The sequence below is a fragment of the Mesorhizobium sp. CNPSo 4671 genome (genome assembly GCF_057784245.1).
Map to the genome: position 1 here is coordinate 216,057 of NZ_JBWLUW010000009.1, position 15,079 is coordinate 231,135.

The window sequence follows — 15,079 nt, forward strand, 5'->3', positions numbered from 1 at the left end:
GGACCGTTTGTTGAATTGGCCTTGTTGCATCGGCAGGCAAGCTGGTTTACCGGTTTTGCGGCCCAGCGCAAGTTGCGGCGATATAATGGAGAATTGTTGTTGCGCGCGCTGAATTTCAAGTCGACCTTCTCGTCCAGGCCTGCCGGCGCGATCTTGCTGCTGCTCGTCGTTTCGGCGCTTTCGGCGTGTCACACCAACAAGATGATCGGCGACCTCAATCCGAGCGAGACGTTCACGCAAGGCTATGTCTACGACCAGCAGGCCGTCGATTCGGTGCCCGTCGGTTCCAGCCGCGAGCAGGTGCTTCTGGCGCTTGGCACGCCGTCGACCACCGCGACTTTCGACAATGAGGCGTTTTATTACATTTCGCAAACGCGCAAGCGCTATGTCGCCTTCGACAAGCCCAGGCTCGTCGACCAGAAGGTGCTGGCGGTCTATTTCGGCGCCGATGGCCGCGTCACCCAGATCGCCAATTATGGCTTGAAGGACGGCAAGATTTTCGACTTCATCTCGCGCACCACGCCGACTGGCGGCAAGGACCAGAACTTCCTCAGCCAGATCATCAACGGCGCCAGCAAGCTGGCGCCCGGCATCCCCGGCGGCGGCACTCCCTGATCATCAAACCCTGCTTTCCTACAGGGAAAGCAGCAACATCTCGGGCGACCGAAAACCCGTGGGAGCGATCTCACGGGTTTTTGTTTGGCCAAGGCAAGCCCGGCTTGCCAGCGATGAGGCGAGCCCGTATCAAATCCAGCGGGTTCTTGGGATTTTGAGAATGAGCAGTGGCGAGCGCGTAGCGCCGGATGGCTGGATGGCCGCCGGGACGCCTGACCGGCAGACCGTGAGCCCGGACTGGCTTGCCATCGAGCCACCGGCAATCGACGGCGTCAAGATCAAGGAAATCAGACCGGTCGCGACGTCCAACGGCTATCTTACCGAAGTTTTCCGGGACGAATGGGATCTCGATCAATTGCCTGTCGGCCAGGTCTTCCAGCGCACGATGTATCCGGGTGCGGTGACCGGCTGGCATGCACACAAGGTGACACAGGATCGGCTTTTCTGCTGTGCCGGCAGTGTGCGCATATCGCTCTATGACGGCCGAAAGGCTTCGCCCAGCTTCGGCACTGTATGGCACAAGATCGTCGGCGCCTTGCGGCCGGCGATCGTCGTCATCCCGCCAGGCGTGTGGCATGGCGTGACGGCGCTCGGGCCGGAAATCGCCCTGCTGCTCAACCTCGTCGACAAGGCCTATGCATACGACGCGCCGGACCATTGGCGCCTGCCGCCGGACACGCAGCACATCCCTTATAAACTGGTGTAGCGTGGAACGACCCGGCCGGTCCGATGCAACCGGGCAGACCGCGCCGCTCGTCTCGGTGGTGATTGCAACCCACAACCGCCCCGCTGCCTTGCGACAGGCGCTGCGCAGCGTGCTGGGCCAGACCTTGCAGGATTTTGAAATTCTGGTGATTGGCGATGCCTGTCGCCCCGAAACAGCGGCGCTCACCGCCGAATTCGACGATCCGCGCGTCATCTATATCAACCTGCCGGTTAATTTCGGCGAGCAATCCGGCCCCAACAATATCGGCTTTGCCAGGGCACGCGGCCGGTTCGTCGCCTTGCTCAACCATGACGACCTCTGGTTTCCAGACCATCTCGCGGCGATGACCGGCTGGATCGATGCGACCGGCGCCGATATCGTCATCGCGCGCGGCGCCATCATCGAACCTGCTCGGATGAAAGGCGATCCTCTCAAGACCTCAATCTACGGGATGGGCAAGGGCGGGCTTTACGATCCCGTCATCACAGCCGGATACGGATCGGCACAGATGGCCAGGCGGGCGTCGCTGGACTGGCTTGGCCCCTGGCGCCGCGCCAGCGAGTGCGCCTGCGAAAGTTCGCAGGACTGGCTCTTCCGGGCCTGGCGAAAGGGGGCCGTGATTGCGACCCTGCCACACCTGACGGTGCTCAGCATCTTCTCCGGCCAGCGCAGTGGCAGCTATGTCGAAGACACGGCGGTGGAACAGGAAGAACTTATCGACGCCATGCGAATGCCGAACGACCTGCGCATCAAGGTTCTTGCCGCAGCCACGGCCCCTCGCCCCTTGAAGAAATCCAGCTATCTGAAACGCAGGCTTTGGGCCGCATGCGGCATCCATCCGAGATCCGTCGAATTTCGCCGCAAATACGGACGTGATTCCTATATGCCCGGCCTGAGAAAGGTGCGCGGCCTGCCGCCCATGCCTGAACGGGAACCAGGACCGGACGACCTGCTGGCCCGCTACCGCGGGCTTGCCGAAAGCGATGGCGCCGAGCCGAACGGCGACTGAGGCAGCGTACCTGAGCGGAGCCAAACAAAACCCGCGGGAATCGCTCCCCGCGGGTTTCTGTCTGACCGCTGGCTCCGTTCAGCCGTGCGCGAGCACGGCCAGAAGCAGGAGCGCCACGATGTTGGTGATCTTGATCGCCGGGTTGACCGCCGGACCAGCCGTATCCTTGTAGGGATCGCCGACCGTATCGCCGGTCACCGAGGCCTTGTGCGCCTCGGATCCCTTGAGGTGCTTGACGCCGTCCTTGTCGACGAAACCGTCCTCGAACGACTTTTTCGCGTTGTCCCAGGCGCCGCCGCCCGAGGTCATCGAGATGGCGACGAACAGGCCGTTGACGATGACGCCGAGCAGCGAGGCGCCAAGGGCTGCGAAGGCCGAGGCCTTCGAACCCGAGATCAAGAGCACGCCGAAATAGACGACGAGCGGCGCCAGCACCGGCAGCAGGGACGGGATGATCATCTCCCGGATCGCCGCCTTGGTCAGAATGTCGACCGCACGCGCATAGTTCGGCTTGGAGGTGCCGGCCATGATGCCCGGATCTTCACGGAACTGCTTGCGCACCTCCTCGACGATCGAGCCTGCCGCACGACCGACGGCCGTCATGGCGATGCCGCCGAACAGGTAAGGGATTAGGCCGCCGAAGATCAGGCCGGCAACGACATAAGGGTTGGAGAGGTCGAAGGAGACCTCGCCCATGCCCTGGAAGTAGGGATATTTGTCGCCATTGGCGGCAAAGAACTTCAGGTCGTTCGAATAGGCAGCGAACAGCACCAGCGCGCCGAGGCCGGCCGAGCCGATGGCATAGCCCTTGGTCACGGCTTTCGTGGTGTTGCCGACCGCGTCGAGCGCGTCGGTCGAGTGACGCACCTCCTTGGGCAGGCCCGCCATTTCGGCAATGCCGCCGGCATTGTCGGTGACCGGGCCGAAGGCGTCGAGCGCAACGATCATGCCGGCAAGGCCGAGCATCGTCGTCACCGCGATCGCCGTGCCGAACAGACCTGCGAGCTGATAGGTCGAGATGATGCCGCCGACGATGACGATGGCCGGCAACGCCGTCGATTCAAGCGAGACCGCAAGGCCCTGGATGACGTTGGTGCCGTGGCCGGTCACCGACGCCTGGGCGATCGAGTTGACCGGACGCTTGTTGGTGCCGGTGTAGTATTCGGTGATCACCACGATCAAACCCGTCACCATGAGGCCGATCAGGCCGCAGATGAAAGTGTTCTTGCCGGTGATGATCATGCCGGCAACGGTGCCGATCTCGCCCCAGCCGACTGTAGCGGAGGTGGCGATGCCGAGGCCGACGATCGACAGCAGGCCGGTCACGATCAGGCCCTTGTAGAGCGCGCCCATGATCGAGCCGTTCGAGCCGAGCTTGACGAAGAAGGTGCCGACGATCGAGGTCAGGATGCAGGCGCCGCAAATGGCCAGCGGATACAGCATCGCAGTCTGCAGAGCGGCGGTACCGCCAAAGAAGATGGCGCCGAGCACCATGGTGGCGACGACCGTCACCGCATAGGTCTCGAACAGGTCGGCGGCCATGCCGGCGCAATCGCCGACATTGTCACCGACATTGTCGGCGATGGTGGCCGGGTTGCGCGGATCATCTTCCGGGATACCGGCTTCGACCTTGCCGACGAGATCGCCGCCGACGTCGGCGCCCTTGGTGAAGATACCGCCGCCGAGACGGGCGAAGATCGAGATCAGCGAGGCGCCGAAGCCGAGCGAGACCAGCGAGTCGATGACGATACGGTCATTGGGCTGCAGGCCCATAGGGCCGGTCAGGATAAGGTAGTAGATCGACACGCCGAGCAGCGCCAGGCCAGCGACCAGCATGCCGGTGATGGCGCCCGACTTGAAGGCGATGTCGAGACCGGCGGCAAGGCTGTTGGAGGCTGCCTGTGCGGTGCGCACATTGGCCCGCACCGAAACATGCATGCCGATGAAGCCGGCGGCGCCCGACAGGACGGCGCCGATCAGGAAACCGACCGCGGCGGAGATCGAAAGCAGCCACCAGGCGAGCAAAAGCACGACCACGCCGACGATGGCGATGGTGGTGTACTGGCGCGCCAGATAGGCTTGCGCGCCTTCGCGGATGGCGGCGGAGATTTCCTGCATGCGTGCATTGCCCTGATCGGACGCAAGGACCGACCGTGTCGCCCAGATGGCGTAAAGGACAGAAAGCAAGCCGCAGGCGATGACGGCGTAAAGTATGGTCATTGCCGAATTTTCCTCGATTGCTGGCCCAAAAGAACCCCTCCCTGGGCCGTTGAGACAAAGACCGGAATCCGCGCACGGAATCCACCTCTTCGCATCGGTGTATGCGAAACAGGGCTCGGAACGTCAAGATATTGTTCGATTTTTGCCCGGCTTTCGCCCAAAAGACAAAAGCCGCGACGACCCTGCCGGCACGGTCCTTCATTTAGATCGATTGAAATGACGCAAGGGGATCATGCCCGACACGATCATCAGCGTCGCAAAGGACTACTCCGCCTCACGTCCCATCCGCCGCGCCGCATAGCGCTCGACCGCCGACAGTCCGTCATAGATCAGCACGGCAAGGGCCGCCACGATCAGGCCGCCCTGCAGGATGAAAGCAAGATTGTTGGACAACAAGCCGGCGATGATCACCTCGCCCAGCGTCTTGGCGGCAACCGTCGAGCCGATGGTGGCCGTGGCAAGACCGATGACAACCGACAACCGGATGCCGCCCAGGATGATCGGCGCGCTGAGCGGCAGCTCGACCTTTGTGAGCCTTTGCCAGCCGGTCATGCCGGCGCCGCGCGCCGCCTCGACGACATTGGCCGGCAGCGTCGTCAGCCCGGTCAACGCATTCTCGAAGATCGGCAGCAGGCCATAGAGAAACAGCGCGATCAGCGTTGGCCACTCACCGAAGCCGACAGCAGGCACGGCGAGCGCCAGAACCGCCACCGGCGGAAAGGTTTGGCCGATGTTGACCAGGCTGCGCGACAGGGGCAGGAATTCGGCCCCGGCTGGCCTTGTCACCAGGATGGCGAGCGCAACAGCCACGATGGTCGCGGCCAAGGTGGCGAGCAGGACGGTGCGTAGATGCAGCAGCGTCAAGGTCAGCAGGCTGCCCTGATTGTAGATCACCGGCGCATTGTTTTCGGTGAGCGGCTTCAGCAGCGGCTCGAACCAGCCGGGATTGGTGAGGAAGGCGACGAGCAGCGCCAAGAGGACAAGCCGCAGCAGCGCCGGCAGCCAGGCTCTCATGCCGGCCTCGCCGCGCGCTTGACCAGCCCGTCGACCGTGATGCGGCCGAGCGGTTTGCCGTCAGTGCCTTTCACCGGCAGCGCCGGTCGGCCCGACCACAGGAGCTCAGCCAGCGCATCGCGCTGGCTGGCATCGCCGGGGATGGCTTCGCCTTCGGCGGTGCCGTTCTCCACGGCGTCACGCACTCGCCCGAGCGACAACAGCCGGAACGGTCTCTCGCTGGCGCCGACCAGGGTCTCGACGAAGCTGCTGGCCGGGTTTGCCAGTATCTCGGCGGGCTTGGCGTATTGCACGAGCTTGCCGGCATCCATGACGGCGATCTTGTCGCCCATATGCACGGCTTCCTCCATGTCATGGGTGACGAGGATGATGGTGGTGCCGAAGCGCTTCTGGATCGCCAGCAGATCTTCCTGCGCCTTGGTGCGGATGATCGGGTCGAGCGCGCCGAACGGTTCGTCCATCAGAAGCACGTTGGGCTCGGCGGCGAGCGCACGGGCCACGCCGACGCGCTGCTGCTGCCCACCGGACAGTTCGTGCGGATAGCGCGGCCCGTAAGCCTGCGGATCGAGCTGGTAGAGCGTCATCAACTCGTCGACGCGGGCCTTGATGCGGTCCTTGTCCCAGCCAAGCAGCACCGGCACGGTGGCGATGTTCTGCGCCACCGTGCGATGCGGAAACAGGCCGTGGCCCTGGATGGCATAGCCGATGCTGCGGCGCAGTTCGTAGCCGGGCACGGAGCTGTTGTCGACACCGTCGAGCTTGATGATGCCTGATGTCGGCTCGACCAGCCGGTTGATCATGCGCAGCAGCGTCGTCTTGCCGGAGCCGGAGGTGCCGACAATGACGCAAACCGTGCGTGGCTCGATGACCATCGACACGTCGTCGACGACGGTGGTTGCGTCATAGCGTTTGGTAATGCCTTCGATCTCGATCATGCCGTTTCAACCCTGCGCTTGGTGGCGGTCATTTCGATCACGGCGTCGAGGATGATGGCGGCGGCGAAGGCCAGCGCCACGGTCGGCACCGCGCCGAGCAGCACCAGGTCCATCGCGGTCTGGCCAACACCCTGGAAGACGAAAACGCCGAAGCCACCGCCGCCGATCAGCGCGGCGATGGTGGCAAGGCCGATGTTCTGGACCAGGACGATGCGGATGCCGGTGAGGATCACCGGGAAGGCCAGCGGGAACTCGACGCCGAACAGGCGCTGGCGGTCGGTCATGCCCATGCCACGTGCCGCGTCGTTGGCGGCACGCGGCACGCCGGCGAGGCCAACCACGGTGTTGGCCACCACCGGCAGCAGCGAATAGAGGAACAGCGCGACGAAGGCCGGCGCTGTGCCAATGCCGCGAATGCCGAGCGCGGCCGCCCCCGGCACATGCGTGGCGATCCAGCCGAGCGGCGCGATCAGCAGGCCAAACAATGCAATCGAAGGAATGGTCTGGATGGTGTTGAGCACGTTGAGCACGCCGGCGCGCAGCCTTTCGACGCGATGGCAGAGTATGCCGAGCGGCAGGCCGACGAGCACGGCGGCAAACAGAGAACCAAGCGCCAGCGTCACATGCTTGGAGCCTTCGGCCCAGAAACTGTCGGCGCGATTGAAATATTCTTTCAGGATCGACAAATTGTCCCAGCTTCCCGACATCAACAGCAGGCCGATCGCCAAAGCAGCAACGACAAGCACGCCAACTCGTGCAAGGGGCGACAGGTTCAGCCTTGTCAGCACGTCCGCCAGCAAAAGCGTGAAGGCAAAGATGAGAATCCAGAAACCGGAGGCCGGCGATACTCTGGCAAAGGTGTTGCCGGCTGGCGTCAAGTATGTGCCGGCGACGCCGACGAGCAGTGCGAGCGCGACCAGTACCACGACACTGGCGGCAAGGCGCAGCACAAGCGGCGTCCTGAACAGCGCTATGAGCGCGGCGACGACGATGATGGCAAGCAGCAGTGCTCCTGTCGTTGCCGGCAATGCCTCGAGAATCGAACGCGCATGGCCCGGAACGATGCGGTTGGCGCGGAACGTGGCGAACGGGGCGAGGAACGCCGCGTAGGCCGCGATCGCGGCGATGACCACGCCGAGCTTGTCGAAGCGGATGTTCACGCCCTCCCCCGTCGGTCGTTCCGGCGCGCCACGCATGCGGCACGCCGGAATCGTCCTACTTCAGAAAGCCGTTCTTCTTCAAAAAGTCTTCGGCGACGCCCTTTACCGGTTCACCGCCGACCTGCACGCGGCCGTTCAACTCCTGCAGCGTGACGAGGTCGAGCTTGGCGAAGACTGGCTTCAGCAACGTCTCGATCTCCGGATGTTCCTTGAGCACGGATTCGCGGATGATCGGCGCGGGCTGATAGACCGGCTGCACGCCCTTGTCGTCCTCAAGCACGACCAGACCGGACGGCGCGATGCCGCCGTCGGTGCCGTAGACCATGGCGGCGTTGGCGCCGCTGGTCTGGTTGGCGGCCGCGGCGATTGTCGCCGCCGTGTCGCCGCCCGAAAGCGTGATCAGCTGGTCCGGCTTCAGCGTGAAGCCGTAAGTGGTCTGGAAAGCCGGGAGGGCGGCCGCAGAATTAACGAACTCGGCGGAAGCCGCGAGCACCACCTTGCCGCCGCCGGCGACATATTTACCGAAGTCCGACAGCGTGACGAGCTTGTTCCCGTCCGTCACTTCCTTGCGCAGCGCGATCGCCCAGGTGTTGTTGGCCGGCGCCGGCGACAGCCAGACGATCTTGTTGGCGTCATAGTCGAGCTTCTTGGCCGCCTCATAGGCCTTGGCGGCATCCTTCCACGCGGGGTCATCAGCCTTCTCGAAGAAGAAGGCGGCGTTGCCGGTGTATTCGGGATAGATGTCGATTTCGCCGGCGGTGATCGCCTTGCGCACCACCGGCGTGCCGCCGAGCTGGATGCGGTCCGTGGTCTTGATGTTGTTGGCGTTGAGAACTAGCTGGATGATGTTGCCGAGCACGCCACCCTCGGTATCGATCTTCGAGGAGACGACCACCTGAGCACTGGCGGATACCGCCGTGACGGCCAGCGCCAATGCCGCGCCGGCGAAAACCTTGACTGAAAACATTGTGAAAACCTCTTGCTGTGAACCGGAATGCGGTGACCGCATATGAGCATGGCTTCAACGGCCAGTCGGGGCACACGGTTTCATAACAATAGGCACAGGCGCAATAATTTTGTTTCGGCGCGGCAAATCCAACCGAAGCAATGCTGACAACATCATGTCAGGTGGACAAAAGTTTAGGGATCAGGCACTCGCCTTGCGCAGGCTCGTCATTTTGAGCGCGCCGAGCGCGACGAAGCACAGGACGGCGACGGGGAAGATCATCCAGTTCAGCATCTCCCAGCCCCACGCGTTGTAGACCATGCCCGACAAGAGTGAGGCGCAGGCAACCGAGCCGAACAGGACGAAGTCATGGAAACCCTGCACCTTGCCCTTTTCCGACGGCCGATAGCTGGCCGCCACCATGGCGGTGGCGCCGATGAAGCCGAAATTCCAGCCAAGGCCGAGCAGGATCAGCGACGTCCAGAATTGCCACAGTGCCAGGCCCGACAAGGCGACAATGGCGCAGCCGATGAGCAGGATCAGACCGATGGCGACGATGCGCTCGGCGCCGTAGCGATGGATCAGCGAGCCAGTGAAGAAGCTCGGCGCGAACATTGCCATGACGTGCCAGGAGATACCCAGCGTCGCATCGTCCTCCGACAGGCCGCAGCCGACCATGGCCAGCGGCGCGCCGGTCATGACGAAGCTCATCAGCGCATAGCAGCAGACCGCACAAAACAGCGCGGCGACGAAGCGCGGCCTGGTGACGATTTCAGACAGGGGTCGGGCATTACCGTCGGCAATTTCAACCTTGCTCGCCGCCTTCGCCGGCAGCCGCAGAAACGACAGGATAATGGCGCCAACCGCAGCCAGCGGCAGGATGGAGGCGAACGACCCGGCAAACATCACCGGCGCGAACAATTCACGGGTGAAGATGACGATCTGCGGCCCAAGGATGGCGGTGACGATGCCGCCGGCCAGCACGAAGGAGATGGCGCGCGCCTTGAACTGCGGCGGCGCGTTGTCGGCGGCGGCGAAGCGGAACTGCTGGACGAAGGCACCACCGATGCCGATCACCAGCAGCGCGAAGGCAAACAGCCAGAAACTGCCGTGGAAAAGTGCCAGTGTGGCAATCAGGCCGCCAAGCGCGGTGACAACGGTTCCGGTCATGAAGCCGCCGCGCTGGCCCAGCCTGCGGATGATGGCCGCGGCCGGTAAAGCGCCAAGTGCCACGCCGATGTTGAAGCCGGTGATCGGCGCTGTCGCCAGCGATTTGTCTGCACCGAGCAGATATTGCCCGGCCAGCGCGCCCATGGAGATGGCGATGGGCGCTGCCGAGCCGACAATGGCCTGCGAGGCGGCGAGGATCAAAGCGGTGCGCCGCGCCTCCTTGCCCGTCCCGACGGCGATTGATGTCACGATGCGTCCTTGCCGCGCCCCTCGCCGCGCACCCGGCGTGACACGCGGTCGAGCACGGCATTGACCAACTTCGGTTCGTCTTCCTCGTAGAAGGCCTTGGCGATGTCGACATATTCCGACACGATAACCGCCACCGGCACATCCTCGCGCTTCATCAGTTCATAGACGCCGGCGCGCATAATGGCGCGCAGCGTGGAATCGAGCCGGGACAATGGCCAGTCATCGGTCAGCGCCTGGCGGATGACGGGATCGATGGTCTTCTGATTCTCGACGACGCCGGTCAGGATGGCGCGGAACCATTGCGCGTCCGCCTCACGATAGAGCGCGCCGTCGACTTCCTTGCCAAGGCGGAATGCCTCATACTCGGCGGTGATCTCGAAGACGCCACTGCCGGCGACATCCATCTGATAAAGCGCCTGCACGGCGGCCAGACGGGCGGCGCCGCGCTTGTTGGCGTGGCGTACCGCGGGCTGTCCGGGCGAAGCGGGTTCGCTCACGATCGCGCTCCCAATTGTTCCTTGAGCGCAATCATGGTCAGCGCCGCGCGCGCCGCAAAGCCGCCCTTGTCGCCTTCCGAGCGCTTGGCCCGCGTCCAGGCCTGCGAATCGTTCTCGGTGGTCAGGATGCCATTGCCGATGCAGACAGAGTCCTGCACGGACAGGTCCATCAGCGCGCGGCTGGATTCGTTGGCGACGATGTCGAAATGATAGGTGTCGCCACGGACGATGGTGCCGAGCGCAACAAAACCATCGTAATTTGTGCCGCCTTCCGCTGCGCCGTCCAGCGCGAAGGTGATCACTGCGGGAATTTCGAGCGAACCTGGAACGGTGACGACGTCGTAGGTCGCGCCCGCTTCATCGAGCGCGCTTGTCGCGCCGTCGAGCAGCGCGTCGGCAAGGTCGTCGTGAAAGCGCGCTTCGACAATGAGCAGATGCGCCTTCGCCTTCGGACGAATGAAGGCTTTGCCGTGTTGGGATGTGCCTGCCATAAAAATCTCCGGGGGGGTTGCCGGTGACTTAGGCCGAAGCCGGATTGATCGCAAGCGGAAGATTGGGACAGACGCCTGTCCTATCGATCCTCTCGTGTATGCCACAGGCGCAACACAGAGATTGTCGTGTCCTGTATTTCGTAGCGAATTTCGTAGCTACCCACCAAAATGCGGCGCACCTCTCGTGGCTCGAACTCTTCCAGTTTCTCGCCGATACGCGGATACTCCACCAACCGTGCCGGCGCGGCAGTAAGCGACTGCACCGCACGGGCGGCTGCCGGGCCATTTGCCGGCGCGAGAAAATCATGGAGCCGGACCAAGTCGGACAAAGCCTTGTTAGTCCATTTCAACTCTATCAACGAGGCACCGGCAGTGGCTTGTCGGTGCCAAGGCTCTCAGCCCACGCCTGCACAGCCTGGTGGTCGACGACCCGTCCTGCATCCACATCGGCCAATGCTTCAAGCGTCAGCCGTCGGCGCTCCTCCTCCAAATCCACCCACGCAGAAAGAGCTTGTTTGACAATCCAACCGCGCGGGCGCTCAAGGCGAGCAGCTAGCTGGTCTACCTTTTCCGCTAGCGGCAGCGGAACGTGAGCGGTAATTACTTTTGTATCCATCTGAGCCTCACAATCAGATTTAATCATAGCGATTGAAATTGATTAAGTCGAGGTCAAGGCTCAGGCCCGTAGCACTCAAAGCCCCTCTTTCGCCGCCTCCGCCAGCCGCGCGGCGTAGCGGGCCATGGTGTCGATCTCGAGATTGACGCGGTCGCCGGCGTTGCGCTCGCCCCACGTGGTGACGGTCAGCGAATGGTGGATCAGCAGCACGTCGAAGCGCGTGCCTTCGACCTTGTTGACGGTGAGCGAGGTGCCGTCGAGCGCCACGGAGCCTTTCGGCGCGATAAATTTCGCCAGATGGCGCGGCGCCTCCAGCGTGAAGCGAACCGCGTCGCCCTCGTCCTTGCGGTCAACGATCTCGGCCATCCCGTCGACATGGCCTGACACGATGTGGCCGCCGAGTTCGTCGCCGATCTTCAGCGCCCGCTCGAGATTGACCTTGGTGCCGGATTTCCAGTTCGAGGCCGTGGTCAGCCGCAAGGCCTCTTCCCAGGCTTCCACCTCGAACCAGCGCGCGTTCGAGCCATGTTCGGGCAGCGCCGTGACCGTTAGGCAGACACCGCCGCAGGAGATCGAGGCGCCGATGGCGACGGTCTCGGGATCATAGGCGGTATCGATGCGCAAGCCGACGCCTTCGCTGAGCGGCTTGACGGCCGCGACGGTGCCGATATCGGTGACAATTCCGGTAAACATCGATGCTATCTTCCCGTTTTGACCATGACCTTGTCCGAAAACCGGGTCCCACTTTTCGGGGTCATGGTCTAGAGGTCTCTTACCCATTCGGCGTAGTTGTCTTCGCCGAACCGCATCTCGCGCAGCTTGCGAAATCCAGCCGGGATATGATCAGCGTCGATAGGCGATGCAATGCCGTCCTCGCCGATTGCTTCCGGCCCCTGGAACAGCACGATGCGGTCGACCAGCCCATCGGCCAGGAAAGCGCTTGCCACCTTGGCGCCGCCCTCGACCAGCACGCTTGCCATGCCGAGTGCCGCCAGATCCTCGAGCAATTCCGGCAATGCCACGCCGCCTTCATGCGTTTCGGTGCCGATGAAGCGCACGCCGGCGCGCTCGAGCGCTGCACGGCGCTGCGGATCGGCTTCCAGGCAAGCGGCAACGTAGAGCGGCACGCGATCCACGCCGGAGGCCAGTTTCGAGGCCTCCGGCAGCCTGATCTGCCGGTCGAGCACGATGCGCGCCGGCGAACGGTTCTCCAGCCCCGGCAAGCGGACCGTCAGCGCCGGATCGTCTTCCAGCGCCGTGCCGATGCCGACCAGAACGGCGTCGGCCTCGGCCCGCATCAGATAGACTTCGCGGCGTGCGATATCGCCTGTGATCGCGACCTGGCCGGCGCCTTCCCGGCCGATCTTGCCATCACTGGAAAGCGCAAGCTTCAGAATCACTTCCGGGCGCTTCCTGAGCGACCGAATGAGATAGCCGGCCATCTGCTCGGCGGCTTCCGTGGCCAGCACCTTCTCGACCACCTCGATGCCGGCGGCGCGCAGAATGGCATAGCCCTTGCCGGAGACGCGCGTATCCGGATCGCTGGCAGCCCCGACGACGCGCGCAATGCCGGCATTGACCAGCGCATTGGCGCAAGGCGGGGTGCGGCCGTGATGCGCGCACGGCTCCAAAGTAACGTAAGCCGTGGCACCACGCGCCAACTCGCCGGCCTCGGCCAGCGCCTCGGTCTCGGCATGCGGCCGGCCGCCGACAGCGGTGACGCCGGTGCCGACGATCATCGGCCCAGCGCCGTCATCACGCACGATGATCGTGCCGACGGAAGGATTGGTGGAGGTGCGGCCGGCATTCCTGCGCGACAGCCGCAGGGCCGCGGCCATGAAACGACGATCAAGGGCCGCTTGCTCGGCCCCGCTCGGTTGCAATGCTGCCATGCTCAGCCGGCGTCCTCTTCGCTCTTGTCTTCGTCGCCCTTCAACTCGCCCAGGAGTTCATGGAAATCCTTGGCCTCGCGGAAATTGCGGTAGACCGAGGCAAAACGCACATAGGCGACGTCATCGAGCGATTTCAGCGCCTCCATGACCAGCCGGCCGACCTCGCCGGAAGCCACTTCCGTCTCGCCGGAACTTTCGAGCTGGCGCACGATGCCGGTCACCGCGCGGTCGATGCGTTCGGGGTCGACATTGCGCTTGCGGACCGCGATCTCGACCGAGCGCAACAGCTTGTCGCGGTCGAACGGCACTTTCCGGCCCGACTTCTTGACCACGACAAGATCGCGCAACTGCACGCGTTCGAAGGTGGTGAACCGGCCGCCGCAATCGGGGCAGACACGCCGCCTGCGGATCGCCGCGCCATCCTCGGCGGGGCGCGAATCCTTCACCTGCGTATCTTCGGACTGGCAATAGGGACAGCGCATGAAAAGCCTTGGGTTCGCGAATCTGGTGAGGCGAAAGGCTTAGAGCCTTTCCGACCGGGATTGAAGCAGTTCCGTTTCTTCAGAGATAGCGAGGAGCGAGGAAGATTGCCAGCGCGGCAACCAGCCAGACGGCGATGCCGCCAACGACAGCCAGGCGATAGTCGGCCTTGTCGATGAACAGCCAGCAGGCGCCGAGGAATGCAAGATAGGCGGGAATTGTCTTCATGCCGGCAAGGCAGGCATCGCGAAAACCGCCCGGATCACCCTTGGCGCCGACGGCGAGCAAGGCGATGACGGCAAAGGTCGGCGCCAGCGGCAGGATCCCGGGCAGGACATTGCCTCGCTTGGACAGCCAGACGATCAGTGCGGTCACCAGCCCGCCGACCACGCCCTTCCAGACAATGTCCATGCGCAGCTCCCTATTCCGACTCGGCCGTCCGCGTCACGGCGCGACGTCCTTGGTTGGAAAGCCACAGGACGTTCCGAGGTTGCGGTAGGCCTTGGTGAAGCCATCCATTGGGATGCTGGCGACAACGTCCTTGCCGAACGTCACATCGAGCGAGATGACCTGGCGCATGGCTCGCAGCAGAGCGAGACTGGTCTTGGCCTGATTGTCGACCGTCCAACTCGGACGGCCGATGACGGCATTGTTGGAATAGACCGTCGCCGAAACCTTGACGCCGGGATCGCCGAACGTCGCCGCGATCTTCTTGCCCGTCGGCAGCGCCTTGTTGTCAACGGTGAGCATGATGGCCGGATAGGCATCCGGCGGCAGCGCGTCGCCGGTCGAAATCGACAAGGTCAGCGTCCCCGAATTGCCGCTCGCATCGAAGAACGCCGTCGAAGCCGCACAGGTCTTGCTCGCATCCTGGCCGGTGTCGAGCACGTCAACAATGGTTGTCCATTTGCCGAAGGTGGCGGTGGCAGGCGTCTCTGGGGCGGGCTGCGTCTGCGCCAAGGCAGACCCGCAAACGGCCAGCCAGCCCACGACGCCGAGTGAGGCGGGACGAAAATTACGCATCATCAAGTCTCCAGTTCCATGCGTCACCCGATCAGGGGTGACGCATCGCCGGCGAA

General features: G+C 63.6%; 18 protein-coding genes. 3 read left to right on the plus strand and 15 right to left on the minus strand.

Annotated features, from left to right (window positions below):
* Positions 1–99: 99 nt before the first annotated feature.
* From AC04SF_RS24860 to AC04SF_RS24870, 3 genes are all read left to right on the plus strand, one after another.
* Entirely contained in the window at positions 100–615 is a 516-nt protein-coding gene (locus tag AC04SF_RS24860; protein ID WP_488479916.1) for an outer membrane protein assembly factor BamE, read from the plus strand.
* A 160-nt stretch (positions 616–775) separates the two neighbouring features.
* Entirely contained in the window at positions 776–1,321 is a 546-nt protein-coding gene (locus tag AC04SF_RS24865) for a dTDP-4-dehydrorhamnose 3,5-epimerase family protein (RefSeq protein WP_488479917.1), read from the plus strand.
* Position 1,322: 1 nt separating this feature from the next.
* Positions 1,323–2,330 carry a glycosyltransferase family 2 protein gene (locus AC04SF_RS24870; RefSeq protein ID WP_488479918.1) on the plus strand — a complete coding sequence of 336 codons (1,008 nt, stop codon included), beginning with the start codon at positions 1,323–1,325 and terminating at the stop codon, positions 2,328–2,330.
* Between the two features lie 78 nt (positions 2,331–2,408).
* On the opposite strand, the gene AC04SF_RS24875 is transcribed toward AC04SF_RS24870, so the two are convergent.
* From AC04SF_RS24875 to AC04SF_RS24945, 15 genes are all read right to left on the minus strand, one after another.
* On the minus strand, positions 2,409–4,550 hold the full coding sequence (locus AC04SF_RS24875) for a sodium-translocating pyrophosphatase (protein WP_488479919.1): 2,142 nt from the start codon (positions 4,548–4,550) through the stop codon (positions 2,409–2,411).
* A 264-nt stretch (positions 4,551–4,814) separates the two neighbouring features.
* A complete protein-coding gene (locus AC04SF_RS24880; protein WP_096457013.1) occupies positions 4,815–5,564 on the minus strand; it encodes an ABC transporter permease in 750 nt (249 codons plus the stop codon).
* The gene (locus AC04SF_RS24885) at positions 5,561–6,499 is read right to left on the minus strand and encodes an ABC transporter ATP-binding protein (RefSeq protein WP_488479920.1); all 939 of its coding nucleotides are present in this window, start codon (positions 6,497–6,499) and stop codon (positions 5,561–5,563) included. The genes AC04SF_RS24880 and AC04SF_RS24885 overlap by 4 nt, the downstream gene beginning before the upstream one ends.
* On the minus strand, positions 6,496–7,695 hold the full coding sequence (locus AC04SF_RS24890; RefSeq protein ID WP_488479921.1) for an ABC transporter permease: 1,200 nt from the start codon (positions 7,693–7,695) through the stop codon (positions 6,496–6,498). Before AC04SF_RS24890 ends, AC04SF_RS24885 begins: the two co-directional genes overlap by 4 nt.
* Before the next feature lie 19 nt (positions 7,696–7,714).
* Positions 7,715–8,626 carry a glycine betaine ABC transporter substrate-binding protein OsmF gene (gene osmF, locus AC04SF_RS24895; RefSeq protein ID WP_096459183.1) on the minus strand — a complete coding sequence of 304 codons (912 nt, stop codon included), beginning with the start codon at positions 8,624–8,626 and terminating at the stop codon, positions 7,715–7,717.
* 180 nt (positions 8,627–8,806) lie between these two features.
* Positions 8,807–10,024 (minus strand): MFS transporter, encoded by a 1,218-nt coding sequence (locus AC04SF_RS24900; protein ID WP_488479922.1) that lies wholly within the window; start codon positions 10,022–10,024, stop codon positions 8,807–8,809.
* The gene (gene nusB / locus AC04SF_RS24905; RefSeq protein ID WP_019857616.1) at positions 10,021–10,521 is read right to left on the minus strand and encodes a transcription antitermination factor NusB; all 501 of its coding nucleotides are present in this window, start codon (positions 10,519–10,521) and stop codon (positions 10,021–10,023) included. Before nusB ends, AC04SF_RS24900 begins: the two co-directional genes overlap by 4 nt.
* Positions 10,518–11,012, minus strand: coding sequence for a 6,7-dimethyl-8-ribityllumazine synthase (gene ribH, locus AC04SF_RS24910; RefSeq protein WP_488479923.1), 495 nt, complete (start codon positions 11,010–11,012; stop codon positions 10,518–10,520). Before ribH ends, nusB begins: the two co-directional genes overlap by 4 nt.
* Positions 11,013–11,092: 80 nt before the next feature.
* Complete coding sequence (locus AC04SF_RS24915; protein WP_488479970.1) at positions 11,093–11,368, minus strand: type II toxin-antitoxin system RelE/ParE family toxin; 276 nt, start codon at positions 11,366–11,368, stop codon at positions 11,093–11,095.
* Complete coding sequence (locus tag AC04SF_RS24920; protein ID WP_488479924.1) at positions 11,368–11,628, minus strand: CopG family ribbon-helix-helix protein; 261 nt, start codon at positions 11,626–11,628, stop codon at positions 11,368–11,370. Before AC04SF_RS24920 ends, AC04SF_RS24915 begins: the two co-directional genes overlap by 1 nt.
* A 75-nt stretch (positions 11,629–11,703) precedes the next feature.
* A complete protein-coding gene (locus AC04SF_RS24925; protein ID WP_488479925.1) occupies positions 11,704–12,321 on the minus strand; it encodes a riboflavin synthase in 618 nt (205 codons plus the stop codon).
* Positions 12,322–12,389: 68 nt separating this feature from the next.
* Positions 12,390–13,520, minus strand: coding sequence for a bifunctional diaminohydroxyphosphoribosylaminopyrimidine deaminase/5-amino-6-(5-phosphoribosylamino)uracil reductase RibD (gene ribD / locus AC04SF_RS24930; protein WP_488479926.1), 1,131 nt, complete (start codon positions 13,518–13,520; stop codon positions 12,390–12,392).
* Positions 13,521–13,522: 2 nt separating this feature from the next.
* Positions 13,523–14,002 carry a transcriptional regulator NrdR gene (nrdR, locus tag AC04SF_RS24935; protein WP_010915593.1) on the minus strand — a complete coding sequence of 160 codons (480 nt, stop codon included), beginning with the start codon at positions 14,000–14,002 and terminating at the stop codon, positions 13,523–13,525.
* 79 nt (positions 14,003–14,081) lie between these two features.
* Positions 14,082–14,411: a GlpM family protein gene (locus AC04SF_RS24940; protein WP_488479927.1), complete on the minus strand. Its 330-nt coding sequence runs from the start codon at positions 14,409–14,411 to the stop codon at positions 14,082–14,084.
* 33 nt (positions 14,412–14,444) lie between these two features.
* The gene (locus AC04SF_RS24945) at positions 14,445–15,023 is read right to left on the minus strand and encodes an invasion associated locus B family protein (protein WP_488479971.1); all 579 of its coding nucleotides are present in this window, start codon (positions 15,021–15,023) and stop codon (positions 14,445–14,447) included.
* Positions 15,024–15,079 lie beyond the last annotated feature (56 nt).

What these genes read in the sequence shown, in the direction of transcription:
- AC04SF_RS24890 (WP_488479921.1), bottom strand. Translation starts at nt 7,695, where the DNA reads ATGCGTGGCGCGCCGGAACGACCGACGGGGGAGGGCGTGAACATCCGC.
- AC04SF_RS24925 (WP_488479925.1), bottom strand. Translation starts at nt 12,321, where the DNA reads ATGTTTACCGGAATTGTCACCGATATCGGCACCGTCGCGGCCGTCAAG.
- AC04SF_RS24880 (WP_096457013.1), bottom strand. Translation starts at nt 5,564, where the DNA reads ATGAGAGCCTGGCTGCCGGCGCTGCTGCGGCTTGTCCTCTTGGCGCTG.
- AC04SF_RS24885 (WP_488479920.1), bottom strand. Translation starts at nt 6,499, where the DNA reads ATGATCGAGATCGAAGGCATTACCAAACGCTATGACGCAACCACCGTC.
- osmF (WP_096459183.1), bottom strand. Translation starts at nt 8,626, where the DNA reads ATGTTTTCAGTCAAGGTTTTCGCCGGCGCGGCATTGGCGCTGGCCGTC.
- AC04SF_RS24865 (WP_488479917.1), top strand. Translation starts at nt 776, where the DNA reads ATGAGCAGTGGCGAGCGCGTAGCGCCGGATGGCTGGATGGCCGCCGGG.
- AC04SF_RS24920 (WP_488479924.1), bottom strand. Translation starts at nt 11,628, where the DNA reads ATGGATACAAAAGTAATTACCGCTCACGTTCCGCTGCCGCTAGCGGAA.
- ribH (WP_488479923.1), bottom strand. Translation starts at nt 11,012, where the DNA reads ATGGCAGGCACATCCCAACACGGCAAAGCCTTCATTCGTCCGAAGGCG.
- AC04SF_RS24940 (WP_488479927.1), bottom strand. Translation starts at nt 14,411, where the DNA reads ATGGACATTGTCTGGAAGGGCGTGGTCGGCGGGCTGGTGACCGCACTG.
- AC04SF_RS24875 (WP_488479919.1), bottom strand. Translation starts at nt 4,550, where the DNA reads ATGACCATACTTTACGCCGTCATCGCCTGCGGCTTGCTTTCTGTCCTT.
- nrdR (WP_010915593.1), bottom strand. Translation starts at nt 14,002, where the DNA reads ATGCGCTGTCCCTATTGCCAGTCCGAAGATACGCAGGTGAAGGATTCG.
- ribD (WP_488479926.1), bottom strand. Translation starts at nt 13,520, where the DNA reads ATGGCAGCATTGCAACCGAGCGGGGCCGAGCAAGCGGCCCTTGATCGT.
- AC04SF_RS24945 (WP_488479971.1), bottom strand. Translation starts at nt 15,023, where the DNA reads ATGCGTAATTTTCGTCCCGCCTCACTCGGCGTCGTGGGCTGGCTGGCC.